Raw genomic sequence first — 26,656 nt, forward strand, 5'->3', positions numbered from 1 at the left:
TTCGTGTGTCGTACCGACGCTTCTCTTCCACATTATTACCTGGCGTCTAAAGAGTTGTTCATAGAGACTATAGCCCCACGAGCAGTGGCCAGGCGAGGGCACAGAGCCACGTCACGAGGCCGATCTTCGTCGAACTGTTCCACGGCGTCTCCGTCGCTCGGCGGGACGCACCCGCTGCGAGGAAACCGACGACGGCGAGTACCGTCACCCGGTGCAGAACGACTGCGATCGGCAGCACCTCGATGCCGATCGACTGGTAGTCGAGGACGAAGCCGATCCCGAGTCCGAGGATCGCGATCCCCGCCCAGTCGAGCGGTTCGCCCTCGTGCGGGAGCGCCAGCGCGGCCGCGGGGATACCGGCGGCGAGGACGAGATACAGCGTCCCGGCGACGAGTTTCACCGGGAGGACGCCGACGGCCGTTTCGGCGAACACGGCAGCGCTCCGGACGAAGAGCGGCAACGACAGCAGAGCGGCGAACAGGAGCACGCTGCGCTGGCCGATCTCGTCGGAGAGCACCGCCGTCACGTGGTCGACCATCGATCGCCACGTAGCGCTGGTTCGCCCCTCGATGGCTCCGAACAGGAGGAGACCGACCGAGAGCGCGCCGGCGGCCGAGAGCGGTCGTAACTCCGTGACCGAGAGCGGTCGCAGGTCGACGATCGACACCCAGCCGTCGGCGTCGGAGATGCCGCCGTTGGCGAACCGTTCGCGGCCGACGTCGGCCGTGTAGGCGGCGCCGAAATATTCCGTTTCGAACTGCTGTTGGGCCACCGAGAGCGATCCGACGGTGTGCCGGAGTCGGAACCAGTCCCAGTGCTCGTGGTGGGCCTGGATCGCCGTCCACCGGTCGCCTCCGGTGCCACCCTCGTAGAGCCGGAGGTGGTACCGGGAGCCGAAGTACCTTCCGTCGTGGACCTGTGCCGTCTCGGTGGTCCATCCACCCGCGGAACCGGATGCCGAGACGTAGGTGTAGCGCGTCGCCCCGGTCGTCTCGTCCCACGTGACGTCCGTCCCTTCGACGACGACGGGTTCGGCCTCGTTACCGACGCCCTGCCACTCGTCGTCTGCCGACTCCCAGTCGCTGCCGGAGCGACGCTGCAGTTGGGAGACGACGCGCGAACTCTCGGCGCGGACGACGGCGTTGATCGGGAGCGTGAGCGACTCGAACGACCGCTGTCGACTGGTGAACGGCCAGAGTCTCGCGTCGCTCTCCTCGGAGACGGAGACAAGCTTCACGTCGGCCGGCCCCTTCCGCGGCACCTCCTCTGTGGCGTGCGGTGCGACGAGACCGGGACTGACGACGAGGAGAGCGAGGAGGACGACGACGGTGACGGCAGTCACCAGTCGGCGGCGGGAGCGGGGACGCGACCCGTGCATCTCTGCGGTGCGTTACTCGTTCGAGCGAGATGAGTGTAGCGGTCGTCCCGTCGGAAGTGTCGTCAATTTCACAGGTGAGAAATCGGGACGGAGACGAGAGTTCCCGTCACTCGGCCGCGCCGGTGACGCGGAAGACGGCCGCTCCCTCGTTCTCGTAGACGGGTTCGTACCCCTGGGCGTCGATGAGTGACCGGCGGAGCGTCCCGTCGGCGGTGAACTCCTCGCCACGAACGGTGTACTCTCCTTTCGGGACGTAGAGATAGTCCGGTGAGACGTCGTTCTCGTCGAGCGTCTCCGTGACGCAACTCGCGTCCTCGCAGGCGGAGATACCGGTGTACATGTCCAACTGCCGGTCGTACTGCTCCGGTGAGGTCCACTCGACGCCCCACGGGCCGACGAGGATCCCCCGGTCGGTGAACAGCGGGAACCACTCCGCCGCGTCGCCGAGGACCACGAACTGCGCTCCAGATTCCGTGTTGGCGGCGACCCACTGCATCGCCTCGTGGTCCGCCCCGTCCATGAACGCCGGTTGGGTCGAACTCTCTTCGTACGCGGAGTTGAGCGCCCCGGCGGCGAACAGGCCGCCGACGGTCGCCGCGAGGACGACGACCGCCAGTGCGACGGCGGTCCCTGCCCGGCGACTCTCCGGGAGGGAGACGTGTCGACGGAACCACGGGACGACGACCTCGACGAGCAGGGCCGCGGCCATCATCGATCCGGCGACGAACAGATACCGGTCTTTTCCGATGACGTATCCGCTGACGACGAGCCACGTGGGCAGGAAGTACCGACGGCTCTTGAAGAACCACGCCGCCCCCGCGAACGACAGCAGGAAGAACGGCAGCAGCATGTCGATGTCCTTGTAGACGAAGATGTCGAGGAACCGCCCGAGCCCCCCCGCGAGGCCGCTGTGGGTGCCAGCGGCGGCGAAGAAGATGTCCGGACCGTGGATCTGGACGACCTGGAACCACCACGGCGAGGCGACGAGGATGCCGCCCCCCGCGACGAACGCGCCGGCGACGAGCCCGACGATCGTCCGGTCGAAGAACAGGTAGACCAGCAGCCAACTCATCCCGAAGAACACCGTGTAGACCGGATGCGTCAGTATCGTGAGTCCGAACAGGACGGTGCCGACGGCGACCAGTTTCAGCTCGCCCCGCTTGTGGACACGCAGCCCCGTGTAGACACCGAGGAGGACGAACAGGAACGCGGGCGCTCGGACGAGACCGCCGGCGGAGAGATGCCACTGAAGGACGTCGGGCGTCACGGCCAGCAGCATCGCCGCCAGCCCCGCCTGCCGTCGCGAGGGGAGCAGCTCGCGGCCGACGAAGTAGTAGACGATCGGGTGGACCGCCGTCACCACCGCCGGAACCGCGAGACTGATCGTGATCGGGTCGAGTCCGAGGTCGAGTAACACCGCTGCGACGCCGAACATCAGCGGCGGGTAGGCGAAGGGGACGCCGTTCTCCGTGTAGAGGGGGATCGACTCGGGGAGTCCGTAGCCGTGAGCGATGATCTCCTCGGCGATCTGCAGGTACAGCCCCGCCCCGTACGCCGGGTACGGGTGCGTGACGAGGTACGTCAACACGATCGCGACGCTGACACAGGGGACGAGCGCGGGCCAGACCCACTCCGGCACCGCGTCCGCCGTTCGTCGTACTGCCGATTCGCCGTACCGTGACGACCCACCGATGTTCGTCTGTGCACCGCCGTCCGAAGGTGAACTACTGTTTGCCATCGTTGTCAGTTCTGATTCGTCTCTGTCCCGTCAGCTGCCGCCGTGTGCCCGGATGCGACAGTCAGTCGTCGGGAGGGGAAACGACGAACGTGACCCCGACCAGACGAACCGACGGGCATCCATTACCCGTACTCACGTTCACCGGGGGGATTATTATAGGCCTGTTAAGCGCCGTGAGCGGCCCGAACAGTCGCCGAGTCCAAGTCGTTCTGCATAAACTGGACGTTTCGGCGGGAGACGGGGCGAGACGGCAGTTATGCAGGGACTGAACGGACTGTTACGGTCCGAAACGCCTCGAAACTGAGCGGAACACCGAGTGGTTTCCCGCCGTCCGTGCAGTGTGGAAACGGGAGACACAGTAGCTGTGACGGTCGTACACGGCGTTTGGACCGAAGAGTCTCTCGACAGTGACTGAACCACGTCGACAGGAGGCGGCGGAAACCACGTCGACGAGGGGCGACGCCGGGCCGTGAGCTCTCAGGCTGCCCGACGGTGGCGTGACGCAACCGTAAGAGGGACTCGGCGGGTCGTCTTTACGAGGATTTTTCCGCGATGGGGGCGTATCCGGGTGTGATGACTGACAGCGTTGCGTCACCGACGACACGGGAGGACGAGCGATGAACCGGAACGACCAGCAGGCGTACGACCGGGGGACGTCGCTGTACTCTCCCGACGGTCGCATCTATCAGGTCGAGTACGCGCGTGAGGCGGTCAAGCGCGGCGCACCGAGCGTCGGCATCCGGACCGAGAACGGCGTCGTCCTCGCCGCCCAGAGCCGTGCCGGGTCGTCGCTGATGGTCCAAGAGAGCATCGAGAAGCTCCACAAGATCGACGACCACGTCGGCGCTGCGAGCGCCGGCCACGTCGCCGACGCCCGCAAACTCGTCGACTTCGCCCGCCGCGAGGCGCAGACGAACCGCCTGCGCTACGACGAGCCGATCGGGATCGAGACGCTGACCAAGGAGGTAACCGACCTCATCCAGGAGAACACCCAGCGCGGCGGCACGCGTCCCTACGGGGCGGCGCTCCTCGTCGGCGGCATCGACAGCACCGGCCCGCGTCTGTTCGGGACCGACCCCTCGGGGACGCCCCACGAGTGGAGGGCGGTCGCCATCGGCGGCGGTCGCGAGACGATCCAGGGCCACCTCGAAGAGGAGTACCGCGAAGATCTCGATCTCGATGCCGGCGTCGATCTCGCCGTCAGCGCCCTGTTGAGCGAACTCGAGGACGTCGACGCCACCGACCTCAGCGTCGCCGTCGTCTCCGAGGACGGCTACCACGACTACACCGTCGACGAAATCGACGCGCACCTCGACACACAGACGGACGCGACCGAAGACGAGTAACGTGTCTCCGGAGGACGCGACTGCGACGCTTCGGCGGATCACCACGTTTCCGGTGAAGTCGCTCGACCCGCAGAGCCTCGCGTCCGTCGACGTCGTCGAGAACGGCGGTCTCGCCGGCGACCGCGAGTTCGCCCTCGTCGACGCCGACGGCGAGTACGTCAACGGGAAGCGGACGGCCGCGGTCCACCGCGTTCGCTCGGCGGTCGACCGCGACCGCGGGACGGTCACGTTGCGAGCGCCCGAGGCCGAGACGGCGTCGGTGACCGCCCCGCTCGACGCCGACTCCGACGTCCTCACCGACTGGCTCTCGCGCTACTTCGACGAACCCGTCTCGCTGCGCCGTGACCGCGCGGGCGGGTTCCCCGACGACACGACGGCGTCGGGGCCGACGGTCGTCAGCACGGCGACGCTCCGCGAACTCGCCTCCTGGTACGACGGCGTCGACGTCGCGTCGATGCGCCGTCGCCTCCGGGCGAACCTCGAAGTCGGCGGCGTCCCCCCGTTCTGGGAGGACCACCTCTTCTCCGACCGGGACCACCGGGTCGCGTTCGAGGTCGGCGACGTCCGGTTCGAGGGCGTCAACCCCTGTCAGCGCTGTGTCGTCCCGAGTCGCGACCCCGAGACCGGCGAGGCGTATCCGAACTTTCGCGAGACGTTCGTCGAGAAGCGCCGCGAGACGATGCCCGACTGGAGCGGCGGCGACTGGTTCGACCACCAGTTCCGCGTGATGGTCAACACCGCTGTCCCCGAGTCGGAGTGGGGGAAGACGCTCTCGGTCGGCGACCAGGTTCGGGTACTGGCGTCAGTGCCGAGCGAGTAGCGAGTGGCAGTCGACGATTCGTCGGCGATAGAGAGAGACGAGCGTGCGGTCGGCGACAAGGCTGATTAGTGCGCCGCTGCTAGCGACGGGTGATGGGCGAGTTCTTCCGCTTCTACCGCGAGTACGCGCAGACCGGCGTCCACGCGGCGAGCGCCGCTGCGCTCACCGCCTTCGGATTGCTCATGCAGTTCCACGAGGGGTTCGCAGTGCTTGCGTTTCTCGCGTACGTCGTTCCGTTGACGTACCGGTACCGGCAGGCCGGAGACGACCTCCCCGAGAGCCCGGAGAGCGAACCGGGGCGTGACGAGCGTACGTCGACCACGGAGAGAGCGACGGTAGCCTCCGACGACCCCACGACCGAGTCGGATCACGGCGCTGCCACTGGCCCCGGGTCCGACACGGACGTCGAGCCTACCTCCGGTGCCGAGTCCGACACGGACGTCGAGACCGACGACACACGGCCGCCGGCGACGTGGGAGCGCGTCGAGGCACCGACGGACACCGACCTGCTCGACGTCGTCGGCGCCTCCGAGTCCGGGGAGACGACCGCGTACGCGGTCGGCGACGGCGGCGTCGTCCTCGAGAGAGCACACGGTGAGTGGGAGACGCTGCTCGAAGACGGTCCCGGCACGGCGGGGAAGACGCTCCGCGGCATCGACGCGACGGACGACGGCCGAGCGGTCTGGGTCGCCGGCGACGGTGGCGCGCTCGGGCGCGTCGACGTCGAGACTGGACGACACACGGATCACTCCGCACCGGACGACGAGACCAGCACGTGGAACGACGTGGCCGTCGCCGGCGACGACGGCCGGGAGACGCTGCTGCTCGTCGACGGTTCCGGCAGGGTGCTTCGCGGCCAGTACGACGGCGAGGAGACCCGGTGGCGCTCGCCAATGAAACCCGGGAGCGGATCGAGTCTCGCCGCTGTCGAGGTCGCCGACGCGAGTGCGTCCGGTGGCGAACGTCGGACGTACGCCGTCGACACGAACGGCGGGGTGTTCGAGTCGACGGAGACGGACGACGAGTGGGAGTCGGTCGGCATCGACGACGCCGGGGCGCTGACGGACCTCGGGGTCGGCGTCGACGCGTCGGAGGAGCTCGTCGTCACCGGCGACGACGGCACGCTCTACCGCTACGACGGGTCGGTGTGGACGCCGGCGGTGACGGTCGACGACTCTCTCCGAGGAGTCGCGATCGCCGACGACGTCGGCGTCGCCGTCGGCGACGGCGGCTGTCTCCTCGAACGGGACGACGGGAGTTGGGAACGTCGACCGTCGGTCGCCACGGCGTCGCTCGCCGCCGTCTGTTCGACGGCCGAGTCGTCGCTGGCCGTGGGTGAGTCGGGGACGGCGCTCGAACGGCGACGGTGAGGTGAGCGCGTCGTCAGGCGGTCGTATTCCTCACAGTCCGGAGATCACCACCCGGAGAACTTGTCGCGCCGGTAGAGGTCGAGTTCGCTCACGGTCGATCGGTCCTGTGTCGCACAGAAGCGGATCGCGTCGGCGATCTCGTCGGGTTCCGTCACCTCGCCGGGGTCGAAGCGTTCCTCGAAGGACTCGCCGTAGGTGCTGCCGAACTCGGTGCGTACCTCGGAGGGGTTGACGACGGAGACGCCGACGCCCTCGGTGCCGACGTCGGCCTCGACGCTGTGGGCGAACCCACGGACCCACCACTTGGTCGCAGCGTACACCGGGTTGAACGGTCGCGGGTACTGACCGGCGAAACTACCGACGAAGACGAGGTTCCCCTCGGTCTCGACGAGATGCGGGAGCACCGCGCGGGTGACGAAGAAGACGCCGTCGACGTTGGTGTCGGTCATCGTCCGGTACTCCTCGGTGGTCATGTCCGCGACGTTCGATCCGCGGGCGAGTCCGGCGTTGTTGACGACGACGTCGAGGCGGCCGAACGCGCCGATCGTCCGCTCGACTGCGGCGTCGACGGCCAGTTCGTCGCGGACGTCCGTCGGCACGACGAGCGTCTCGACGTCGTGAGAACGTTCGACGTCGGCTGCGAGTTCGACCAGTCGTTCCTCGCGACGAGCGACGAGCACGACGTCGGCGCCCTCGCTCCCGAGCGCGTGAATCGTCGCCTCGCCGATGCCCGAACTCGCACCCGTGACCAGTGCGACCTTCCCGTCGAGTTCGCCTGCCATGGGGTGACAGTCGGCCGCGACCCACGTGACCGTTTCCCCTGCCGAGACCCCTGTCTTTAGGTCGGGTGCCGTGAACACACACCCCATGCACGTACTCCGAGGCGGACGCGTGGTCGACGTCGACGGCGTCCGCGAGGCCGACGTCGGTATCGAAGACGGACGCATCGTCGCCGTCGGCGACGTCGACGGCGACGAGGACGACACCGAGACCGACGTGTCGGGGCAGTTCGTCGCGCCGGGGCTGATCGACGCTCACGTCCACCTGATGATGGACGGTCGCCCCGACGTGAGCACCATCGAAGGCGAGAGCGAGGCGACCGCCGCCTACCGGGTTGCGGCGAACCTCGAAGCCGCCCTCGACGCCGGGGTGACGACGGTCCGCGACCTCGGGGCGCGCGACTCGCTCGCCCTCGACGCGGCACGGGCCGTCGAGACGGGCGTCCTCGAGGGACCGCGAGTGCTCGCCGCGGGGCAGAACGTCGTGATGACGGGCGGTCACGGTCACTGGTTCGGCCGTGAGGCCGACGGCGCGACGGCGGTGCGGCGGGCGGCCCGCGAGCAGCTGAAACGCGGCGCGGACGTCGTCAAGTGTATGGCGACCGGCGGGGTGCTCACCGAGGGGGCGAACACCGGCCTCCCCGAACTGACGCCCGAGGAGCTCGCGGCGCTCGTCGACGCCGCGGCGTCGAAGGGCGTCCCGACGGCGGCACACGCCCACGGTAAGGAGGGGATCGAGAACGCCGTCCGCGCCGGTATCACGAGCGTCGAACACGGGACGTTCATGGACCGCGAGACGGCTGAGTCGATGGCGGACCACGGAACGTACTGGGTGCCGACGACGGCCGCGCTCGCGGGGATCGTCGACAACGGCGTCGAGGCTGGCATCCCCGCAGAGGCCGTCGCCAAGGCCGAGGCGGCCGTCGACGCACACGAGCGGGCCTTCGAGCACGCGCTCGACGCCGGCGTCCCCATCGCGATGGGCACCGACGCGGGGACGCCGTTCAACTTCTTCGCCGACATCCCCCAGGAGTTAGCGCTCCTCGTCGACCGCGGTCTCACTGCCGAACAGGCGCTCGAAGCGGCGACCGTCGCCGCCGCCGACCTCCTCGGCCTCGCCGACGTCGGGACGGTCGCCGAAGGTGCCCGCGCGGATCTCGTCGTGCTGGCCGAGAACCCACTCGAGGACGTCAGCGCGTGGCGGCATCCGACGACCGTCGTCGCCGGCGGCGACGTCGTGCGCTGAGTGCCGAGCAGAACCGGCCGACGAGAGGCTGCTCACACGCTGGAGACGTCGCCCTCGAGAGCGTCCTCGTCCCCGCCCTCGTCGACGCCGCCGTCGCACTCGTCGAGCGCGGCCAGGAGGTCGTCGGCGACGTCCCGGACGGCGACGACCTCCCCGTCGGGGGCCTCCCAGTCGACTCGCTGTGCCCGGGTGAGTTCCATCCCGACGGCCCGACAGCCGTAGCCGAGTTCGGTGACGCCGACGACGAGTTCGTCGTCGACGGCGGCGGGGGCGATCGCCGCGTGACGGTCGAGACGACTGGACAGTGGCAGCAGTCGGCGCTGGAGACGGTCGTAGCGGGCGGCCCCGTCGGCGGCGAGCGTGCGCCGGACCTCGCAGACCACGGGACGGAGTTCGGCAGCCCAGCGCGTTGCCGCCTCGGGGCCGTCCGTCCACGTAGGCGGCGCGAGACGCGTCCCGACGACGAGTATCGCCGTCGCGACGACGCCGAAGAGCGACGCCTGAAAGAGGAGCGTCAGTTCGACGCCGATGGAGTGTGTCATCGTGTAACGTACGTCGGTAGAGAACAAAAACGCACGTGACGGGTTCGGCCGCGTTTCGAGAGGCTCGTCGCCGGCGACCGAGTGTCAAAAACTCTTTTGGCTCGCTCCGTGTTGGAGATGTCGATGGAGTTTCCGGGCGTCGTCGTCGCGTTGCTCGTCGTTTGTCTCGCCGTCACCCCCGTGGCAGCGACTAGTGAGGGTCACGAGCGAGCTCCGGCCGTGGAGACGATCGACAGCCTCCAGGAGTCGTTCGACCGAAACGAGGTCCGGCTGACGGTCTACGAGAACCGAAGTGCGCGGTGGACGTTCCACTACGAACGGACGCTCTCGAACGAGACCGAGCGGGAGAACTTCGAGGCGTTCGCCGAGGAGTTCAACGGCACGGAGACACAGCTGTACGACGGGTTCAGACGCGATTCGACGGCGCTGGTGGCCGACGGGACGAACCTGACGGGCCGCGAGATGGAGGCGACGTCGTTCTCGCGGCGCGCGGAGGTGACGTCGAGTCTCGGCAACGAGATCGGTGTCGTCGAGATGTCGTTCACGTGGACCGGGTTCGGCCTGCAGGAGGGAGACCGGGTCGTCGTCGGTGACGTCTTCGAAGGCGGGCTGTATCTGGGTCAACAGCAGTCGCTGGTCGTCACGCCCGGTCCGAACCTCCAGTTCGAGTCGGTCGAGCCGGCGGGCACCCAGTCGAACAGCTCCTCGCTCGCCGACAGCGACTCGGTGACGTGGCAGGGGGAGCGCGAGTTCACCGACGAACGGCCACGAGTCGTGTTCGCCCCTGCCGGCAGCGACGCCGGCGGTGCCGGTGGACAGACAGGCGGAGGAGGCGACACCGGCGGTACCGACGTCGCGACGCCGGGGTCGTCGGGGTGGCTTCCCTGGCTAGCGGGAGGGGTTCTCCTCGTCGGTGTCGCCGCCGTCGCGTGGTATCTGCGCCAGCGATCGACCGACGAGAGCTCGGGTGTCGCCGACGACGGAACGGGAGAACCGACGGCGGACGCCGCCTCGCAGCCGCAACCCGCCGTCTCCGACGAAGAGCTGCTGACCGACGAAGACCGGGTGGTCCGGATGCTCGACCAGAGCGGCGGACGGATGAAGCAGGTCAACATCGTCGAGGAGACCGGCTGGTCGAAGTCGAAGGTGAGCATGCTGCTCTCGGATATGGAAGAGGAGGGACTCATCTCGAAGCTCCGCGTCGGCCGCGAGAACGTCATCAGTCTCAAGGGCCACGAACCCGAGGCCGCCGGGTCGCCGTTCGACGACGAGTAGTACTTGACCGTTTCGTACTCTGCGACACGAGGACAGTACATGGGTACGAAAAGGTCAAACGATACCGACACACACAGCGGCCATAAAGCGCAACTGTTTTTACTGTACCCACGATACGTTTGGGTGTAGAAAGACGTGCTCTGTTGGTGTAGTCCGGCCAATCATATCACCCTCTCACGGTGATGACCAGGGTTCGAATCCCTGACGGAGCATCTTTCCGTTTTCAGAACCGCGAGCGACAGCGAGCGTGTGCGTCGCACGAGATGTGACGAAGGGTTCGAATCAGGGAACGAGACGAGCGAAGCGAGTGGAGTGACCGTGGTTCGAATGCTCTCTCTGATGATTTGTGCGCCGTGGCAGCGGCGCACTACGAAGCAACCGAGGATTTGAACTAGAGAGCGAAACGAGCGAAGCGAGTGGAGTGACCGTGGTTCGAATCCCTGGCGGAGCATCTTTCCGTTTTCAGAACCGCGAGCGACAGCGAGCGTGTGCGTCGTCGGGCCCACGAGAGCGTCGGCGACGGCACAAAGAGCTACGGTCGTGGCGTGGTATCTACCCACATGACCATCAGACGAGCGAGCGCAGACGACGTCGAAGCCATCCGAGCCGTCGCACGGGCGTCGTGGACCGCCGACTATCCGACCATACTGAGCCGGGAGACCGCCGAGTCGGGCGTCGACGAGTGGTACGAGCCGACGCAGTTGCGAGCGGAACTCGACCGACCGGCGACGTGCGTGTTCGTCGCCGAACGGGGCGACGAAGTAGTCGGGTTCGTCCACGCCCTGTGGAACCGCGAGGAGGGGGTCGTGTTCCGCGTCTACGTCCACCCCGACGACCGAGGGGCGGGGATCGGCAGCGACCTCGTCGACCGCGTCGAAAGCGAGATGGCGTCGCGGGGTGCAGACCGACTGACGGCGATGGTGCTCGCGGACAACGAGATCGGACAGGGGTTCTACGAGAGTCTCGGCTTCGAACGCGTCGACGAAGGAGAGACGACCATCGGCGGCGAGTCGTACGGCGAGTACAGCTACCGACTCGAGATCTCGGACGGAGAGCGCGTCACTTCTGGTGCGTGAAGATGACGGGGCGGTCGTCGTGGACGGCCACACAGAGGTCCAACGACTTACTCAGGTTGAGACTCGTCGCCTCCTCCTTGCAGACGACCATGTCGTCGAACGGTTCCTCGCAGGCGGGACACGCCATCGCGACCGTGTTCTGGTAAGACTTGATCGCGGGGTTCTCCTCTCTGGGCGTCAGCGACGAGACGAGTTCGTCGAAGTTGTCCATGCGTCACCGACCCGGTGGCGATTATTAAACATTGTGACGTGTGTACAGACACCATGAGCGGACAGGGCTGTCCGAACTGCGGCGCGCCGTACAGACGAACCGCCTCGACGGACGAAGACCTCACCGGTGAGGTGTCGCTCCCGTCCGAGACGTACGCGCAGGTCTGTTACCAGACGCGGCTGACGAAAGAGAAGTACTTCGGCTTCACCCTCTACTTCCACCCCGAGACGCTGTACGCCGTCGAGCAACGTGAAGAGAGCGACGACGCTGGCGACGCTGACGACGCCAGTGGGTGGACTCGCGTCCGACTGTTCGCGACGGAGGCGACCGCCGCCGACGAACGCGAGAAACGCGAGCGGGTCCGGGAGGTCGAACACCGGGTGCGCGAGGTGCCGCTGTCGGCGGGGCAACGGTGAGTCGGGGATCAGTTCGCGTAGCCAGCTTTACAGAAGTAATTGTATTATTACGAGGGCGCTCACTCCCGTTCGGCGAGGTCGTCTCTCGTATCGACGTCGCGGCGGACGCCCGGGTCGTCGACGGCGAGGCGGGTGACGGTGCTGTCGTCGAACAATGCGCGGCCGCCTCGATCGCCGTCGACGGCGGCGAGCGCGTCGAACCGCCGGCGATGGAACACCACGGGGTTGCCCCGCTGTCCCTCGTACGTCGGGACGACGGCGTCCGCGTCCGTCTCGCGGGCGACGGCGACGAGTCGGTCGACCGTCTCGACGGCCACGTCGGGCATGTCGGCGAGCGCGAAGACGGCGTACTCGACGTCCGCGGGGAGCGCCTCGACGCCCGTAGCGACCGACGTAGACTGGCCGGCCTCGTAGCGTGGGTTCACCACCGTCTCGACCGGGAGTCCCGTCAGCGCATCGCACACGCGTTCGGCGTCGTGGCCGAGGACGACGACGACGGGGTCGACGGCGGCCGCACACAGCGTCTCCGTGGCGCGACGGACCAACGGATCGGCGCCGACGCCGGCAAGCAGTTTGTTGCCGTCGTCGAACCGAGAACCGACTCCCGCGGCGAGGACGACGGCCGCCGCTCGTCCGCGACGTTCGTCACCGTTCCTCTCGTCCGTGTCGTCCGCGTCGATCATCGGCGTTCGTGTCACCGTTACTCGTGCAATCACTTAAGTTCACGGATCGGCCGCGAGTCGTCAGTCGGTGCTCTAATTATTCGTGCGTGATAATTCGACGCTGAATTTTATATGCGTGTCTCGCGCGTAGCAGAACGACAACCACTATGTTCGGGATTCTCGCCGCACTCCGCTCGGAACAGCCGTCCGGCGGACACGAACCGACCGCCGGAGGAGCAGACTGGACGACCGTCCTAGGGACGGCCGACACCGAGGTGGACGCCGACGTCGGCAGTCTCACAGGACTCACCGGCGCGTCGGTCGTCGAGAGCGTCCTCGAGGGGTTGGCTCTCCCCATCTTCGTCGTCGACGACGAGGGCTGTTTCACCCACTCGAATCGGGCCTGTCGGGACCTCTTTCACCGCGAACCGGGTGAACTGCTCGGCGACTGCCTGTTCGACTACGGCGAGGCGGACAACTCCGTGATGCGCGAGGTGTTGGCCTCGGGGACCGCCGTCGAGGAACTGGAGGACACCGTCGTCGTCGACGGCGAGGAGGTGCCGGTCAGTCGGAGCGTCTTCCCGCTGTTCGACGGAGCCGGGACAGTCGTCGGGGCCGTCGAGATCAACCGCGACATCAGCGACGAACTCGCACTCCGGCGGCGAGAGGAGCAGTTGGAGGCGTACCAGTCGACGGTCGTCGGCGAGTTAGACGAGAGTCTCGACCGACTCAGCCGTGGCGACCTCACGGTCGACCCGGAGATCCCGGAACCCGACGCCGAGTTCCCGGCCATCCGTAACGTCCACCGGGAGTTCGCCGGGATGGCCCGGAACCTCTCCGTCGCCGTCGAGAACACGCGGGCGACGCTCGAGACGGCCCGCGAGCGGGCCGACGACCTCGAACTCATCGCCGAGGAGATCGCCGCCCAGACCGAGGAGACGCTGGCCTCCGCGGAGCAGATCGGCGAGTCGAGCGACCACGTCTCGCGGCTCGCCGAGACGCAGACGGAGGAGGCGGAGATCGCCGAGGACAGCGTCTCGGAGCTGTCGGCGTCCATCCAGCAGATCACTGCGAGCACTCAACAGATCGACACTCGGGCCAGCGAGGCGGCTCAGCGGGCGGTCCAGGGGAACACCGAAGCCGAGAACGCCATCGAGCGGATGGAGACGGCCATCGCGGCCTCCGAGGAGAACATGGCGACGGTGCAGTCGCTGGAGGCGCGGATGGAGGCCATCGACGAGATGACCGAGATGATCGCCACGATCGCCGACCAGACGAGTCTGCTCGCGCTGAACGCGAACATCGAGGCGGCCCGTGCCGACACCGACGGAGCGGGGTTCAAGGTCGTCGCCGACGAGGTGAAGTCGCTGGCCGAGGAGTCGAAGGCGGCCGTCGCCGACATCGCAGACATCGTCGACGACCTCCGACTCGGCATCGCCGAGACCTCTGAGACCATCGAGACGAGCAACGCCGAGGTGAGAGCTGGCGCCGAGGCGGTCACGGACGTCGTCGACCGAATCGACGACATCACGGACGCCATCTCCGAGACGAACCAGGGGCTGACGGAGATCGCCGACGCGACGGAGAGCCAGGCGACGAACGCGGAGGTCGTCCTCGAGGTCGTCGGCGACCTCGCGGCGCGAAGCACGACCGTCAGCGGACAGATGCAGGAGGTCGCCGCCGGCGTGAGTCAGCAGACGACCGCCGTCGGCCACGTCTCCTCGGTCGCGGCGGAGGTCGGCGACATCTCGACGGAGATGTCCACACAACTCGGGCAGTTCGAGTTGGATGACGAGACGACGGGAGGACGACGGCGAGAGGGAGACGGGGACGGACGAGAACGAGCGCGAACCGACGGCGGCTTCGAGTTCGGCTACAGCGGGACGCCCTCCTCGAAGCGCGGCAGGTAGTCGCGACCGCCTTTCTCGACCTGTAGCTCTCCCTCTTCGACGACGACCTCGCCGCCGACGATGGTGTGCGTCGGGAGGCCCGTCAGCTCCGTTCCGTGGTACGTCGAGTACCGTGGTTCCATCGTGTGATAGAAGTCGTCGTCGACGACAGCGCTCTTCTGGAGGTCCACGACGACCATGTCGGCGTCGGAGCCCTCGACGAGCGCTCCCTTGCGTGGGTAGAGTCCCCAGCGCTTGGCGTTGTTCTCGGCACAAACCTCGACGAGGCGCTCCATGCTGATGCGGTTCTTGTTGACCCCCTCGCTCATCATCACTGGGAGGAAGTACTCGATCCCGTTGTTGTCGCCGGGGATGGCCTCCCAGACGTCGCCGTGTTTCCCTTTGTCCTTCTCCTTGAACGCGATTTTGTGCGGGCAGTGGTCCGTCCCGAGATAGTCGACGACGCCCGTGCGCAGCCCCTCCCAGAGCCGTTTCTTGCTCGCCTCGCCACGCAGCGGCGGGGAGATCTTCCCCCAGACGCCGAGTTCCTCGTCGTGTTTCGTGTGGCTGAGGAACGCCGGCAGCGTCTCGGCGTGGATGTTGACACCTTTGTCCTGGTAGCGCTCGCAGATGTCGACACCCTCGCCCGTACTCATGTGGACGATGTAGGCGCGCGAGTCGGTGAACTCCGTCAACTGGGCGATCTGTTCGATTTGCATCGCCTCGCAGATGTTCGGCGCGCTCTCGCACCATGCGAGCAGGTCGTTGCGGTCCTCCGCCTGGAGTTCCTTCCGGCGCTCGATGGCGAGGTCCTCGTTCTCGGCGTGGAACATCACGACGCCGTTGGGGATGTCGGCGACCTTCTTCAGCACCTTGTAGGTTCGGCCAGCGTCGGAGTGGTCGATTCCCAACTCCGGTGAGGCGTGTTTGTACCAGTTGAAGAACACTTTGTACGAGCGGATCCCCTCCTCGGCGAGCCCCTCGATCTCCTCGACGTGGTGGTCCTGGTGGACGATGGCGTGGTACGCGAAGTCGATGTAGGAGTTCTCCGCGCCGACGTCACGGAAGAACTCCATGTCGGGGAGGTACGGGTCGCGCTGCAGCAGGAAGTTGACGACGGTGGTGACGCCGCCGTGGACCGCTCCTCTCGTTTCGGTCTCGAAGTCGTGGGCGAGTCCCTCGTGGTAGTCCTCGAACTCGTAGCGGGACAGCCCCCAGTGGACGTGGGGGTCGATGAAGCCCGGGACGAGGTAGTTGCCTTCGGCGTCGATCTCCTCGTCGGCGTCGGGGAGGTTCGATCCGACGGCGACGATCCGCCCGTCGCGGGCGGCGACACCGCCGTGGATAGTGCCCGACGGCGTGACCACTTTAGCGTTGACTACGCGGAGGTCCGCGGTGGTTGCTGACATATCGTATGTCGAATCTTGGCACCGGAACTTATAGCTATGCCTTCGAGGGGGTCAGCCGAGAGACAGTCGTCGGCGTCGTCGGCAGTCGGATACGGGTCAGCGGTCGGTCGACCCGCCCTGCTGCGCCAGGAGCGGTTCGAGTGCCCGTTGGAGCGGTTCTACCGCGTCGGGATAGACGACGAGCGGTTTCGCCCGACCGACGACGCGGATGCGGACGCGGTCGCGCTTGCGGTAGGTGAGAGCGAGGCTGACGACGCCGACGACGGCGAACGCCAGACCGAACAGCGCGTCGAACTGCACCGAGTAGAGACCGTAGCCGACGACGACGAGGCCGAGGATGGCGACGAACCAGTCGACGTCCTCGAACGTTACCTCCTCGATGTCGTCGGCCGCGACCCGGTACTGTTCGTCGGTGGCGACGACGAGCGACGACGAGGTGACGCCGACCCACCCCCCACGCCGGAGGTCGGTCGTGAACTCGAAGCGGTCGTCGTCGGGCGACGTCCCTGTCATCGTCTCACACGTCCGAGAGGGAGGGTCGTCACTGTTTCGGTAGTTCGACCCCACGGCACCTGCTGGCGCGCATCTCGGCGCGCGCAACGCGGAAGCCGTGGGGGTGAGAACGATTCCACGGCACCCGCCAGTGCGCGTCTCGTCGCGCGCAACGCGGCAGTCGCTCGACGGCAGCGACAGAGAGAAGAGAGATGTGCGATTCAGTCCGCGCGGGACGGCGGCACGTCTTCGTCTTTCCCGCCGAGGCGCTGCCAGAACGGGACGAAGTCCGAGTCGTCTTCGGTCATCTGTTCCCACTCGACCAGCCCGCGTTCCTCGCGTGAGCCGTCGATCGTGTTGTCGAGGAAGAAGGCGATGAGGCCGCCGACGGCCATCCCCGTCGAACCGATGACGAAGATGGTGTTGGCGACGACGGTCGTCCCGAGGACGCCGCCGAGGACGGCGACGCCGGCGAGTCCCTCCTGGAACGCCGAGGCCGACCCGACCTGTCCCATGTACGCCGGGATCGCCAGCCCCGCGAAGAGCGCGAAGCCGACGATGAAGACGTTGCGGTTGGAGTCGAGGTCGATGAACTTCAGGTTCGACAGGCCGACGGCGGTGATCTGGCCGAACATGACGATGTAGAGCCCGCCGACGATGGGCGCCGGGATCGTCGCGAACAGCTGGCCGATGGGGCCGATGAAGCCGACGACGATCATGACGAGCGCACCGATCTGGACGACGTACCGGGAGGCGACGCCGGTGATGCCGATGGCGCCGACGTTCTCCGTATAGGAGGTCGACCCGTTGCCCGTCCCCATGATGCCCGCGAAGGTGTTGCCGATGCCCTCCATCCCGATGCCGTGGTCGATGCGACGGCTGGACGGGGCACCGCGCCCGGCCATCCGGGCGACCGAGTGGTAGTCACCGAACGACTCGATGGAGGAGGCGAGCATCCCGGCGATCATCCCGATGATGAACGCGGGGGTGAACTGCGGCATCCCCCACTGGAACGGGAAGATCGGCTGGACGACGCTCGCCGCCGCGACCGAACTGAAGTCGACGTAGCTCACGGTCCCCGGTGCGTAGAAGCCGGTGACGGACATGACCGCCGCGAACCCCCAGGCGACGACGATGCCGATGAGCACCGGAAACAGCCGGAAGAGGCGGTGGTACTTGTCGAGATACTGCGAGAAGAGGACGATGGAGACGAGCGTGATGCCGAGCAGCCACCAGTCCTGCCCACTCCCCTCGGCGGCGAAGTTGGGGTTCGTGATCTGCGGGGTGTTGAACAGCGCGAGACCGATGAGCGCGATGACGGGTGCGATGACGATCGGTCCCATGTACCGCTTCAGTTTCCCCATGACGCCGAAGTAGCCGATGAGCACCTCGACGAGACCGGCGACGATCACCGCCCCCTGTAGTTCGAGCAGCGAGGCGCGCCACAGCGGTTGGGCGGGGTTCGACGCCGCGACGACGCCGATGATGGCCAGCGCCGGTGCGAGCATCGAGAACGTCCCGCCCTGGACGATGGGGTAGCGGTTGCCGATGGTGGTCTGTGCGAGCGTCGCGATACCGGAGACGACGAAGAACGTCCCGATGAGTCGGCCGATCTCCCCGGGGGCGGCCTCGAACATCCCCATCGCCCCCGCCAACGCGAGCGGGATGGCGACGGTCGCGCCGATCATCGTCAGATAGTGCTGGAAGCCGAGGAACACCGACTCGAACAGCGGCGGTTTCTCGTCGATCCCGTACTCGATGAAACTGGACTCCTCGGGACCGCCAGGGCTCCCCTCGGGGCTGATTGTGTTGTCGTCGCTCATCTGCTACCTCCTGTGTAGATTCCGTACATTCTCGAATTCTGTGATGTGTCGGATGATGGCATGGGTCTACCAGGGAATGTGCTTGAAGCATTAGCATAAATCTACCGCAATTTTTACTGGAACCGCCAACTGAAAGTCAGCACGTGGGGTGCAAACGTTTTTCAGGGTGGTCGGAGTGCGGAGGGTATGGGTGCAGAACCGAGCTACGGCGTTCACGCCGAGCTGGACGTGATGGTAGAGATGCGAGACGGCGTCCGTCTCGCGACTGACGTCTATCGACCGACCGATCCGTCGACCGGAGACCCGGTCGAGGAACCGCTCCCCGTCCTCTTGGACCGCACGCCGTACGGCAAACGCGGCCGGATGGAGCGACACGGCGAGTGGTTCGCGAAGCGCGGCTACGTCGTCGCGATTCAGGACTGTCGCGGTCGCTTCAACTCCGAGGGTGACTACTACATCTTCGTAAACGAGGCCGAAGACGGCTACGACACCGTCGAGTGGCTGGCCGAACAGGAGTACTGCGACGGGCAGGTCGGCACCATCGGCACCTCCTACGGCGCGTGGGTCCAGAGCGCCCTCGCGACGCAGAACCCGCCGCATCTGGCAGCGATGTTCGTCAACCAAGGGGCTGCTAACGGTCGGAAGGCGACGTTCCGCCACAACGGGACGTTCGAACTCCGGTGGCTCTGCTGGGCGCTCACGCTCGGTGGCGGCTTCGCGAAACGCGCACTCGACGACCCCGACGTACAGCAGCTGCTCGCCAACGTCGACGTGCGCGACGTGCTCGCCAACAGCCCCGTCCTCCCCGGGCAGTCGCCGCTGCGACACATCCCCGACTACGAGGAGTGGACGTTCGACATCATGACCACGGGCGATGACGACGACGAACTCTGGCAGTCGCCGGGCGTCAACTTCGAGGCGCACTACGACGAGAGCGCCGACGTCCCCACCGTCTACTCGGGCGCGTGGTACGACTCCTACACGAAGGCCACTTGCGACAACTTCGAGGCCTTCGCCTCGCGGAGCGAGAGCGACCAGTTCCTCCTCATGGGGCCGTGGACCCACGGCTGGAACACCTACCCCCTGCCCTCGTGGAACAAGTCCTACTCCGGCGAACTGGAGTTCGGCGACGACTGTCTGATGGACTACCAGCAGACTCGCCTGGACTTCTTCGACCACTACCTGAAGGGGAGAGACAGCTGGAGCGACCAGTCGACCGTCCAGTACTTCGAGATGGGTCACGGCGACGGCCACGCCGCCCGCGACGGCCGCCTGTTCCACGGCGGCGAGTGGACCAGCGCCGACGAGTGGCCGCCCGCCGACACAGAGTTCAGGAACTACTACGTCCACGGCGACGGGACGCTCTCGACCGAAGCGCCGACGGAGGACGGCGGGTCGACGAGCTACGAGTTCGACCCGCAGGATCCGGTGCCGACGCTCGGCGGCAACTGCTCGTCGTACATCACCTACGAACCGCGCGAGGAGAACATCCTCGAGTACCCGCTCGCGAACCGGAATCTGCAGGACATCACCGGTCGCGGCGGCTACGACCAACGGACGCGACCGGACACCTTCGGCGCGGAGGCCCCCTACGGACCGCTCGAACAGCGCGACGACGTACTCGTCTACCGGACAGAACCGCTGGAGGAGGACCTGGTCATCACCGGCCCCATCCGAGTTAGCGTGTTCGGGTCGACCGACGCCGCCGACACCGACTTCACGGCCAAACTGATCGACGAGTATCCGCCGTCGCCGGAGTTCCCCAACGGGTTCGCGTTGAACCTCTGTGACTCCGTCTGTCGCGCGCGCTACCGCGGCTACCGCGACCACGAGGACTTCGTCGACCCCGGCGAAGTCTACGAGTTCTACATGGAGCCGTATCCGACGGCGAACGTGTTCAAGGCGGGCCACCGCATCCGTCTGGACATCTCCTCGTCGAACTTCCCGCGGTACGACGTCAACCACAACACCGGCGGCCCGCTCTACGGGGACCGCGAGTACGTCGTCGCGACCAACACGGTCCACCACGACGCCGCCAACCCGACGCACATCGAACTGCCCGTCCAGCGTCGCTGACGGTCGCCGCCGACGCGATCCGACTAATCCTCGTCGGCCGACTGCGAGGGTGGTTCTTGATAGTTCGGTCCACGGCAACACTTATACAGGTGCTGTTCATTATCGACACGTACCAGTATGAGTCATCTTCCCACTCGGGCGGGGGTGGCCCGCCGACCGACGGGTCGGGGGGTGGTCGCCGGATGAAGCCGGCCACCTTCGAGTACCACCGCCCCGCGACGGTCGCCGAGGCCACCGCACTGCTCGCAGAGCACCACGACGCCGAACTGATGGCGGGCAACCAGTCGCTCGGCATCATCATGGCGAACCGACTGGCGACGCCGAACCACCTCGTCGACATCAACGACCTCGACGAACTGGCGTACGTCGACGTCGACGACGACACCGTCTCGGTCGGTGCGCTCACCCGCCACCGCGACATCGCGGCCTCACCGGACCTGCAAGCCGCCATGCCGATGTTCTCGGCGGCGGCCGAACAGATCGCCGGGCCGAGCGTCCGCAACCTCGGCACGCTCGGCGGTAGCATCGCCGAGGCCGACCCCGCGGGCAACTACCCCACCGTGTTGGCTGCGCTCGACGGCGAACTCCACATCACCTCCTCGGAGGGCGAGCGGACCGTCGACGCGGCCGACTACTTCATCGCCTACATGTTCACCGACCTCGCGGAGGACGAACTCATCACGGGCGTCTCCGTCTCGCGGGACCCGTTCCCGACCGACCGGACCGGGATGGCGTTCCTCGAACAGAAGCCAGCCACGCAGACGTGGCCGACCATCAGCGCCGGCACTGCGATCCGCGTCGACGACCCCGACGCCGACGACCCGGTGGTCGAGGAGGCCCGCGTCGCGCTCGCGAACGCCGCCGACGTCCCGCTCCGCGTCGAGGCCGCCGAGGAGGCGGTCGAGGGCGAACCGCTGAGCGAGGCGACGCTCGCGGCGGCGGCGGAGGCCGCGGTCGCCGAGGCCCGTCCGGGCGGCGAGATGCACGCGGACGAGGAGTACAAACGAGAACTGGCCGGCGAGTACACGAAGCGCTCGCTCGAGACGTCCTACGACAACGCACAACACTAACACATCATGATGGAATTCAACGGCGACTTCACCTCGGACCACGACCGCGAAACGCTCTGGAGCTACTTCACCGACCCCGAGATCCTGGCGACCTGCGCGCCGGGCTGTGACCACATCGAGATGGTCACACCCTCGGAGCTGAAAGCGACCATCGCCGTCGGCGTCGGCAGCGTCAAGCCGACGTTCGACGTCGACATGGTCGTCACGCGGACGGTCGAACCGGAACTGCTGCAGATGCAGGTCGAGGGCGACGCCAGCCGCAACTCGTTCGACACCGTCGCCGAGATGCGCCTCGCCGAGAACGCCGACGGGACGACGACCGCCGAGTGGGAGGCGCAGGCCAACGCCTCCGGCCTCATCGCCAGCATGGGCCAGCGCGCGCTCGGCAGCGTCGCCGGCCGCATCGTCGACAACTTCTTCAAGGACCTAGAGGAGATGGCCGACGAGGGCGTCCCCGCCGTCTCGAAACTCGAAGGCAAGCCCGACGCGGAAGCGTCGCTCGAAGGCTGAGTCGCGCACTCTCCGCAACTTCGATTCTCACTGTTCTTTCACCACGTCGGAGCGACCGCGTACCGGTCGTCTCCGTCCCGTGCTCCCGCTCTCGTTCTCGCTCTCACGGCGAACGGACGCGTCGCTCCGGTGCAGCGCAGATGCAGACACGGAGAACGAAGGTGGTGCGGCGACCGCCGGGCGACGTGTCGACTACTCGTCGGCGTCGGCAGCGACGTCGGCGTCGCGCTCGCGGAGTTTCCGCCGGAGGCGGTCGGGCGTGACGGGAATCTCGTCGGCGACGATACCGAGCGGTTCGAGCGCCGCGTTGATCGAAGAGGCGATGGCAGCCGGGCCGTCGATCATCCCCCCTTCGCCGGTCCCCTTCGCACCCGTGGCGGTGAACGGCGACGGGGTCTCCGAGTGGTGGAGTTCGACCGGCGGGATGTTCTTCACCGACGGCAGCCGGTAGTCGAAGAACGTGATGGCCTGTGGCTGGCCCGCCTCGTCGTAGCCGAACTCCTCTAACAGCGCCGCGCCGATCCCCTGTGCGAGCCCGCCGTACGCCTGCCCCTCGACGATCTCGGGGTTGAGCTGCGTCCCGCAGTCGCGCAGCGAGTAGAACTTCAGGATCTCGACCTGTCCGGTGTCGGTGTCGACCTCGACGATCGGCGCGTTGGCGGCGAACGCCGCCGTCGGGTAGACCGGGAACTTGTTCCGCAGCGCCTCGTCGAACTCCGGTAACTCGGTGGCGGGATGCTGGTAGTCGTAGCTCACGCGCGTCTTCGGGTCGTTGAGACCGCCGTCGATCCCGGCGAGGTCGGCTAGCGACAGTCGGTCGCCCCCGTCGACTCGCTCGACGCCGCCGTCGCGGTAGGTGACGTCGTCGACGTCGACGCCCCAGTGTTGGGCGGCGAGCTCCCGGAGGTTGTCCTTCAGTTTCTCGCCGACGCCCTGGGCCGCCCCAGACAGCATCACGGCCATCCGCGAGGCCGCAGAGCCGTACACGGTCGGCGCGGCGACGCTGTCGAGATAGCCCGTGTCGACGTCGCTCGGGAGGATCTCCAGTTCGTCGGCGAGCAGTTGGGCGACGATGGTCTGGTGGCCCTGCCCGGAGGAGTCGGCGGCGAGCCACGCCTGAATCGTGCCGTCCGACTGGACCTCCACGCGGAGATGCTCGGGGAGTTCGGCGACCTCCTCGCGGTCGCGGGTCTGGAGCGCCTCGCGGTCGCTGCGCTGGCGGTCGGTCCAGTCCGACCCGCTGACGCCGGGTTCGATGAGCAGCGTGTAGCTGACGCCGCGGTACTTCCCCTCCTCGCGCTTGGCCTCGACGACCTCGGGGTCGAGCAGCCCACCCTCACGGATCTCCTTCTCCTCGACGATCTCCTGGATGCGGTCGAGCGCCTCGGGGTAGTCTCCGGAGTCGTAGACGTTGTGCGAGGCGATGGTGTACGGCATCTGGTCGGGCTGGACGAGGTTCTCGTGGCGGAGCGTCGTCGCGTCGATCCCGAGTTCGCGGGCCGCCTCGTCGATCACCATCTCCAGGGCGTAGAGATGTGGCGGGACGCCGAACCCGCGGTACGCCGTCTGTGAGGTCTTGTTCGTCAGGACGAGATCGTAGTCGTAGCGGACGTCTTGGATGTCGTACGCGCCGGAGACGACCGAGAGCGGCTTCAGCGCCTGGTTGACCGGGTAGCGCGGGAACGCCCCGAAATCGTCGACGAACCAGGTGTCGAGCCCGCGGATCGTCCCGTCGTCGTCGACGGCGAGTCTGACTCGATACGTGCGGTCGGTACAGTGCATGTCGCCGCCCTGCAGGTTCTCGACGCGGTCCTCGACGAACTTCACGGGCGTCCCGTCGAGCTGCTGGCTCGCCATCGCCGACAGCGAACAGTAGCGGTGGATGGCGATCTTCGTCCCGAAGCTGCCGCCGATGTCGGCCGGGACGTTCAGTCGGACCTTCTCCGGCGGGTAGCCGAGCGTCTCGTAGACCGTGTCGTCGACGAGCGTGTGCAGTTGGATGTTGCAGTCGATGTCGAACTCGTCGTCGTCGGGGTCGTAGGTGGCGACGACGCCCGCGGTCTCCAGCGGCACGCCCGAGATACGGCCCCACGAGTACTCGCGCTCGACGACGTTGTCCGCGTCTTCGAAGGCACCGTCGGGGTCGCCGAACTCCAGACACTCGCCGTCGGGGACGTTCGTCCCCACGTCTTCGTGGACGACCACCTCGTCGTCACAGGCGGCGATGGAGTCGACGACGGGGTCCAACTGTTCGTACTCGACGCGGACCAGGTCGACGACGTCCTCGGCGACGTAGCGGTCGGTGGCGACGACGGCGGCGACTGGTTCGCCGACGAACCGCACCTTGTCGACCGCCAGCGACCACTCCTCGAACCCCTCCAGCCCGCAGGGCATCGGGTTGTACCCGTCGACGAGGTCCTCCCCCGTCAGGACGAGCGCACAGTCGGGGTGCTCCTCCGCCTCGCTCGTGTCGATCGACTCGATACGGGCGTGCGGGTGGGTCGTCCGCAGCAGCGCCATGTGGAGACAGCCCTCCGGCGTGATGTCGTGGACGTACTCTGCCTGTCCGGTGAGGATACGGTGGTCCTCGACGCGTTTGACGCTGCTGCCGGTGAACGTCTCTCGTCTGCGCTCGTCGCCCGCGCTCGCGCCGGTCTCCGACTGCGTCTCGGCGTGGACGTCGGTCTGCGACATCAGTCGTCCCCCGTGCCGACGGTCTCGCCTTCGCCGTCCATCTCGTCGGCCGCCCGCCGAACGGCGTCGTAGATGTTGTGGTAGCCGGTGCACCGACAGATGTTGTCGGCGAGTCCCGTGCGGATCTCCTCGTCGGTGGGGTCGGGGTTGTCCGCGAGCAGTTCCTTCGTCGCCATGACGAAGCCGCTCGTACAGAACCCACACTGGAGGGCGTGTTCCTCGTGGAACGCCTCTTGGACGGGGTGGAGCTCCCCCTCTTCGGCGAGCCCCTCGACCGTCTCGACCTCGCCGCCGTCAGCCTGTACGGCGTAGACGAGACAGCTCTTGACGTTTCGACCGTCGAGGGTGACGGTACACGCGCCGCAGACGCCGTGTTCACAGCCCACACGGACGCCGCGCAGGCGCTGGTAGTTCCGGAGGAAGTCCGAGAGCTTCAACCGGGGTTCGACCTCCGCGGAGACCTCTTCACCGTTCAACGTGAGCGATATCTGTTCGGTCGGCCGCTCCGACTGCTCTGGTGCATCAGTACTCATGGATAGTGATAGACTGAATGAGGGAAGTTACCATGATAAATGTTTCCGCAAGCCGGAGTAGAGAGAGAGGGGGAACTGAGGTGGACGTCGCCGATCGCCCGAGAGCTCACTCGCGAGCGATCCGATCGTGGATCGGCCCCGCCCGGTCGGTGAGGCGACCGCCGTCGCGACCGTTGTGGACGGCGAGCGCCTCCGAGACGGCGCTGAGCGCGATCTGTGAGGGGTGGTCGCCGCCGAGGTCCAACCCCACGGGCGTCGCGATGCGGTCGAGGTCGGTCCGTTCGAGGGTGGTCCCCTCCTCGGCGAACGCCTCGCGCATCTCCTCGAAGCGCTTCCGCGGCCCCATCAGTCCGACGTAGGGGACGGCCGTCGCCAGCAGCGACTCCAGGGCGAGGCGGTCGTCGACGAAGTTGTGCGACATCAGGAGCGCGTAGGTGTGTTCCGGCGCGTCGACGGCGCTGGCGAGATCCGGCGCGCGCGTCGGGAGCACCTCGTGGGCCTCGGGGAAGCGGTCGGCGTCGCCCCCACCGCCGCGCCCGGTGACGACGCGGACCCGGAACCCCGCCTCGCGTCCGAACCGGACGACCGGGTCGACGTCCCGCTGGCGACCGAACACCAGCAGGTCCGGGGCGGGTTCGAGCACGTCGACGAAGACGTCGACCGCCCCCGCGTCGGTCTCGACCGTGACAGTCGCCGCCCGCCCGGCCTCGCGGAGCGCGTCGACGTCGGCGGCGAGCGCGTCGAGGATGTCAGCGGGGAGTTCCGCCCGACCGCGAGCGACCCGGTCGTGTGAACCGTCCCCGCCGTCGGTCAGCGTCGTCCGGTCGCCGACGGCGACGGCCGGGTCGGTCGAGTCGACGGCCGTCGCGAGCACGACCGTCCGCTTCGCTTCGAGTTCGTCGACCGCCGGGCGAAAGCTCTCGTCGACCGGTTCGACGAGGATGTCGACGACGCCGTTACAGCCGAGTCCCATCCCCCAGACGCCCTCTGCGTCGTTCGTCAGGTCGAACCGTTCGGTTCGAGGCACACCGCTGTCGACGACGGCGGCGGCGACGTCGGCGACGGAGTCCTCCAGACAGCCCGCGGTCACCGCGCCGGTGCTGTCGCCGCTCGCCGAGACGACGAGTTTCGCACCGGGGCGTCGGTAGGCCGACCCCTCGACGTTCGTCACCGTCGCGACGGCGGCCGATCGCTCGCCCGAAGTCGAGAGCGACGCTCGGAGCGCGCGGTAGCTCCCCAGCGGCGTCGTATCCCACTCGTCGGACGTTGCGTCGGTCATGGCTGTAGGTGGGGGTTCATCG

At 67.3% G+C, this 26,656-nt stretch carries 23 protein-coding genes and 1 tRNA gene; 12 read left to right on the forward strand and 12 right to left on the reverse strand.

Annotated elements, in window-relative coordinates:
* Positions 1 to 67: 67 nt before the first annotated feature.
* Positions 68 to 1,378, reverse strand: a complete 1,311-nt coding sequence (locus EOHIBHHM_RS15180) for a hypothetical protein (RefSeq protein ID WP_497252024.1) — start codon at positions 1,376 to 1,378, stop codon at positions 68 to 70.
* 106 nt (positions 1,379 to 1,484) lie between these two features.
* The gene (locus EOHIBHHM_RS15185; RefSeq protein WP_497252026.1) at positions 1,485 to 3,116 is read right to left on the reverse strand and encodes a putative glycosyltransferase family protein; all 1,632 of its coding nucleotides are present in this window, start codon (positions 3,114 to 3,116) and stop codon (positions 1,485 to 1,487) included.
* Positions 3,117 to 3,733: 617 nt separating this feature from the next.
* On the opposite strand from EOHIBHHM_RS15185, the gene psmA reads away from it, so the two are divergent.
* From psmA to EOHIBHHM_RS15200, 3 genes are all read left to right on the forward strand, one after another.
* A complete protein-coding gene (psmA, locus tag EOHIBHHM_RS15190) occupies positions 3,734 to 4,462 on the forward strand; it encodes an archaeal proteasome endopeptidase complex subunit alpha (RefSeq protein ID WP_497252028.1) in 729 nt (242 codons plus the stop codon).
* Between the two features lies 1 nt (position 4,463).
* The gene (locus EOHIBHHM_RS15195; RefSeq protein WP_497252030.1) at positions 4,464 to 5,282 is read left to right on the forward strand and encodes an MOSC domain-containing protein; all 819 of its coding nucleotides are present in this window, start codon (positions 4,464 to 4,466) and stop codon (positions 5,280 to 5,282) included.
* A 92-nt stretch (positions 5,283 to 5,374) separates the two neighbouring features.
* Complete coding sequence (locus EOHIBHHM_RS15200; RefSeq protein WP_497252032.1) at positions 5,375 to 6,652, forward strand: WD40/YVTN/BNR-like repeat-containing protein; 1,278 nt, start codon at positions 5,375 to 5,377, stop codon at positions 6,650 to 6,652.
* 44 nt (positions 6,653 to 6,696) lie between these two features.
* On the opposite strand, the gene EOHIBHHM_RS15205 is transcribed toward EOHIBHHM_RS15200, so the two are convergent.
* Positions 6,697 to 7,434 carry an SDR family oxidoreductase gene (locus tag EOHIBHHM_RS15205; protein ID WP_497252034.1) on the reverse strand — a complete coding sequence of 246 codons (738 nt, stop codon included), beginning with the start codon at positions 7,432 to 7,434 and terminating at the stop codon, positions 6,697 to 6,699.
* Positions 7,435 to 7,519: 85 nt separating this feature from the next.
* Here EOHIBHHM_RS15205 and EOHIBHHM_RS15210 point away from each other — a divergent pair, with 85 nt between their 5' ends.
* Positions 7,520 to 8,677 (forward strand): metal-dependent hydrolase family protein, encoded by a 1,158-nt coding sequence (locus EOHIBHHM_RS15210; RefSeq protein ID WP_497252036.1) that lies wholly within the window; start codon positions 7,520 to 7,522, stop codon positions 8,675 to 8,677.
* 32 nt (positions 8,678 to 8,709) lie between these two features.
* Here the strand turns inward: EOHIBHHM_RS15210 and EOHIBHHM_RS15215 are convergent, their stop codons facing one another.
* Positions 8,710 to 9,219: a hypothetical protein gene (locus EOHIBHHM_RS15215; RefSeq protein ID WP_497252038.1), complete on the reverse strand. Its 510-nt coding sequence runs from the start codon at positions 9,217 to 9,219 to the stop codon at positions 8,710 to 8,712.
* A 123-nt stretch (positions 9,220 to 9,342) separates the two neighbouring features.
* On the opposite strand from EOHIBHHM_RS15215, the gene EOHIBHHM_RS15220 reads away from it, so the two are divergent.
* The 3 genes from EOHIBHHM_RS15220 (at position 9,343) to EOHIBHHM_RS15230 (ending at position 11,570) form a co-directional block, all read left to right on the forward strand.
* Complete coding sequence (locus tag EOHIBHHM_RS15220) at positions 9,343 to 10,494, forward strand: helix-turn-helix transcriptional regulator (RefSeq protein ID WP_497252040.1); 1,152 nt, start codon at positions 9,343 to 9,345, stop codon at positions 10,492 to 10,494.
* 137 nt (positions 10,495 to 10,631) lie between these two features.
* Positions 10,632 to 10,706: transfer RNA gene (locus EOHIBHHM_RS15225), tRNA-Glu, on the forward strand.
* A gap of 348 nt (positions 10,707 to 11,054) precedes the next feature.
* Positions 11,055 to 11,570 (forward strand): GNAT family N-acetyltransferase, encoded by a 516-nt coding sequence (locus EOHIBHHM_RS15230; RefSeq protein WP_497252042.1) that lies wholly within the window; start codon positions 11,055 to 11,057, stop codon positions 11,568 to 11,570.
* Here EOHIBHHM_RS15230 and EOHIBHHM_RS15235 read toward each other — a convergent pair.
* Complete coding sequence (locus EOHIBHHM_RS15235) at positions 11,554 to 11,781, reverse strand: DUF7385 family protein (protein ID WP_497252044.1); 228 nt, start codon at positions 11,779 to 11,781, stop codon at positions 11,554 to 11,556. The genes EOHIBHHM_RS15230 and EOHIBHHM_RS15235 overlap by 17 nt on opposite strands.
* A gap of 53 nt (positions 11,782 to 11,834) precedes the next feature.
* Between EOHIBHHM_RS15235 and EOHIBHHM_RS15240 the strand changes: the two genes are divergently transcribed.
* Entirely contained in the window at positions 11,835 to 12,197 is a 363-nt protein-coding gene (locus EOHIBHHM_RS15240; RefSeq protein WP_497252046.1) for a hypothetical protein, read from the forward strand.
* 59 nt (positions 12,198 to 12,256) lie between these two features.
* On the opposite strand, the gene EOHIBHHM_RS15245 is transcribed toward EOHIBHHM_RS15240, so the two are convergent.
* Positions 12,257 to 12,880, reverse strand: a complete 624-nt coding sequence (locus EOHIBHHM_RS15245) for a nucleotidyltransferase family protein (protein ID WP_497252048.1) — start codon at positions 12,878 to 12,880, stop codon at positions 12,257 to 12,259.
* Between the two features lie 146 nt (positions 12,881 to 13,026).
* On the opposite strand from EOHIBHHM_RS15245, the gene EOHIBHHM_RS15250 reads away from it, so the two are divergent.
* Entirely contained in the window at positions 13,027 to 14,769 is a 1,743-nt protein-coding gene (locus EOHIBHHM_RS15250; RefSeq protein ID WP_497252050.1) for a methyl-accepting chemotaxis protein, read from the forward strand.
* Here EOHIBHHM_RS15250 and EOHIBHHM_RS15255 read toward each other — a convergent pair.
* The 3 genes from EOHIBHHM_RS15255 to EOHIBHHM_RS15265 all read right to left on the reverse strand — a co-directional run bounded on the left by EOHIBHHM_RS15255 (position 14,733) and on the right by EOHIBHHM_RS15265 (position 18,472).
* Positions 14,733 to 16,157, reverse strand: a complete 1,425-nt coding sequence (locus tag EOHIBHHM_RS15255; protein ID WP_497252052.1) for a dihydroorotase — start codon at positions 16,155 to 16,157, stop codon at positions 14,733 to 14,735. The genes EOHIBHHM_RS15250 and EOHIBHHM_RS15255 overlap by 37 nt on opposite strands.
* A gap of 96 nt (positions 16,158 to 16,253) precedes the next feature.
* Positions 16,254 to 16,670 carry a hypothetical protein gene (locus tag EOHIBHHM_RS15260; protein ID WP_497252054.1) on the reverse strand — a complete coding sequence of 139 codons (417 nt, stop codon included), beginning with the start codon at positions 16,668 to 16,670 and terminating at the stop codon, positions 16,254 to 16,256.
* A 200-nt stretch (positions 16,671 to 16,870) separates the two neighbouring features.
* Positions 16,871 to 18,472 (reverse strand): uracil-xanthine permease family protein, encoded by a 1,602-nt coding sequence (locus EOHIBHHM_RS15265; protein ID WP_497252056.1) that lies wholly within the window; start codon positions 18,470 to 18,472, stop codon positions 16,871 to 16,873.
* 186 nt (positions 18,473 to 18,658) lie between these two features.
* Here EOHIBHHM_RS15265 and EOHIBHHM_RS15270 point away from each other — a divergent pair, with 186 nt between their 5' ends.
* From EOHIBHHM_RS15270 to EOHIBHHM_RS15280, 3 genes are all read left to right on the forward strand, one after another.
* Positions 18,659 to 20,548: a CocE/NonD family hydrolase gene (locus EOHIBHHM_RS15270; protein WP_497252058.1), complete on the forward strand. Its 1,890-nt coding sequence runs from the start codon at positions 18,659 to 18,661 to the stop codon at positions 20,546 to 20,548.
* Between the two features lie 182 nt (positions 20,549 to 20,730).
* Positions 20,731 to 21,618 (forward strand): FAD binding domain-containing protein, encoded by an 888-nt coding sequence (locus EOHIBHHM_RS15275; RefSeq protein ID WP_497252060.1) that lies wholly within the window; start codon positions 20,731 to 20,733, stop codon positions 21,616 to 21,618.
* A 6-nt stretch (positions 21,619 to 21,624) separates the two neighbouring features.
* The gene (locus EOHIBHHM_RS15280; RefSeq protein ID WP_497252062.1) at positions 21,625 to 22,128 is read left to right on the forward strand and encodes an SRPBCC family protein; all 504 of its coding nucleotides are present in this window, start codon (positions 21,625 to 21,627) and stop codon (positions 22,126 to 22,128) included.
* A 192-nt stretch (positions 22,129 to 22,320) separates the two neighbouring features.
* Here EOHIBHHM_RS15280 and EOHIBHHM_RS15285 read toward each other — a convergent pair whose 3' ends face one another.
* The 3 genes from EOHIBHHM_RS15285 to EOHIBHHM_RS15295 form a co-directional block, all read right to left on the reverse strand.
* Positions 22,321 to 24,822, reverse strand: a complete 2,502-nt coding sequence (locus tag EOHIBHHM_RS15285; RefSeq protein WP_497252064.1) for a xanthine dehydrogenase family protein molybdopterin-binding subunit — start codon at positions 24,820 to 24,822, stop codon at positions 22,321 to 22,323.
* A complete protein-coding gene (locus EOHIBHHM_RS15290) occupies positions 24,822 to 25,355 on the reverse strand; it encodes a (2Fe-2S)-binding protein (protein ID WP_497252066.1) in 534 nt (177 codons plus the stop codon). Before EOHIBHHM_RS15290 ends, EOHIBHHM_RS15285 begins: the two co-directional genes overlap by 1 nt.
* Before the next feature lie 106 nt (positions 25,356 to 25,461).
* A complete protein-coding gene (locus EOHIBHHM_RS15295; RefSeq protein ID WP_497252068.1) occupies positions 25,462 to 26,634 on the reverse strand; it encodes an XdhC family protein in 1,173 nt (390 codons plus the stop codon).
* Between the last annotated feature and the right edge of the window lie 22 nt (positions 26,635 to 26,656).

This window comes from Halogranum roseipondis, assembly GCF_059695585.1.

What these genes read in the sequence shown, in the direction of transcription:
- EOHIBHHM_RS15180 (WP_497252024.1), bottom strand. Translation starts at nt 1,378, where the DNA reads ATGCACGGGTCGCGTCCCCGCTCCCGCCGCCGACTGGTGACTGCCGTC.
- EOHIBHHM_RS15185 (WP_497252026.1), bottom strand. Translation starts at nt 3,116, where the DNA reads ATGGCAAACAGTAGTTCACCTTCGGACGGCGGTGCACAGACGAACATC.
- psmA (WP_497252028.1), top strand. Translation starts at nt 3,734, where the DNA reads ATGAACCGGAACGACCAGCAGGCGTACGACCGGGGGACGTCGCTGTAC.
- EOHIBHHM_RS15200 (WP_497252032.1), top strand. Translation starts at nt 5,375, where the DNA reads ATGGGCGAGTTCTTCCGCTTCTACCGCGAGTACGCGCAGACCGGCGTC.
- EOHIBHHM_RS15205 (WP_497252034.1), bottom strand. Translation starts at nt 7,434, where the DNA reads ATGGCAGGCGAACTCGACGGGAAGGTCGCACTGGTCACGGGTGCGAGT.
- EOHIBHHM_RS15210 (WP_497252036.1), top strand. Translation starts at nt 7,520, where the DNA reads ATGCACGTACTCCGAGGCGGACGCGTGGTCGACGTCGACGGCGTCCGC.
- EOHIBHHM_RS15215 (WP_497252038.1), bottom strand. Translation starts at nt 9,219, where the DNA reads ATGACACACTCCATCGGCGTCGAACTGACGCTCCTCTTTCAGGCGTCG.
- EOHIBHHM_RS15220 (WP_497252040.1), top strand. Translation starts at nt 9,343, where the DNA reads ATGGAGTTTCCGGGCGTCGTCGTCGCGTTGCTCGTCGTTTGTCTCGCC.
- EOHIBHHM_RS15230 (WP_497252042.1), top strand. Translation starts at nt 11,055, where the DNA reads ATGACCATCAGACGAGCGAGCGCAGACGACGTCGAAGCCATCCGAGCC.
- EOHIBHHM_RS15235 (WP_497252044.1), bottom strand. Translation starts at nt 11,781, where the DNA reads ATGGACAACTTCGACGAACTCGTCTCGTCGCTGACGCCCAGAGAGGAG.
- EOHIBHHM_RS15240 (WP_497252046.1), top strand. Translation starts at nt 11,835, where the DNA reads ATGAGCGGACAGGGCTGTCCGAACTGCGGCGCGCCGTACAGACGAACC.
- EOHIBHHM_RS15245 (WP_497252048.1), bottom strand. Translation starts at nt 12,880, where the DNA reads ATGATCGACGCGGACGACACGGACGAGAGGAACGGTGACGAACGTCGC.
- EOHIBHHM_RS15250 (WP_497252050.1), top strand. Translation starts at nt 13,027, where the DNA reads ATGTTCGGGATTCTCGCCGCACTCCGCTCGGAACAGCCGTCCGGCGGA.
- EOHIBHHM_RS15255 (WP_497252052.1), bottom strand. Translation starts at nt 16,157, where the DNA reads ATGTCAGCAACCACCGCGGACCTCCGCGTAGTCAACGCTAAAGTGGTC.
- EOHIBHHM_RS15260 (WP_497252054.1), bottom strand. Translation starts at nt 16,670, where the DNA reads ATGACAGGGACGTCGCCCGACGACGACCGCTTCGAGTTCACGACCGAC.
- EOHIBHHM_RS15265 (WP_497252056.1), bottom strand. Translation starts at nt 18,472, where the DNA reads ATGAGCGACGACAACACAATCAGCCCCGAGGGGAGCCCTGGCGGTCCC.
- EOHIBHHM_RS15270 (WP_497252058.1), top strand. Translation starts at nt 18,659, where the DNA reads ATGGGTGCAGAACCGAGCTACGGCGTTCACGCCGAGCTGGACGTGATG.
- EOHIBHHM_RS15275 (WP_497252060.1), top strand. Translation starts at nt 20,731, where the DNA reads ATGAAGCCGGCCACCTTCGAGTACCACCGCCCCGCGACGGTCGCCGAG.
- EOHIBHHM_RS15280 (WP_497252062.1), top strand. Translation starts at nt 21,625, where the DNA reads ATGATGGAATTCAACGGCGACTTCACCTCGGACCACGACCGCGAAACG.
- EOHIBHHM_RS15285 (WP_497252064.1), bottom strand. Translation starts at nt 24,822, where the DNA reads ATGTCGCAGACCGACGTCCACGCCGAGACGCAGTCGGAGACCGGCGCG.
- EOHIBHHM_RS15290 (WP_497252066.1), bottom strand. Translation starts at nt 25,355, where the DNA reads ATGAGTACTGATGCACCAGAGCAGTCGGAGCGGCCGACCGAACAGATA.
- EOHIBHHM_RS15295 (WP_497252068.1), bottom strand. Translation starts at nt 26,634, where the DNA reads ATGACCGACGCAACGTCCGACGAGTGGGATACGACGCCGCTGGGGAGC.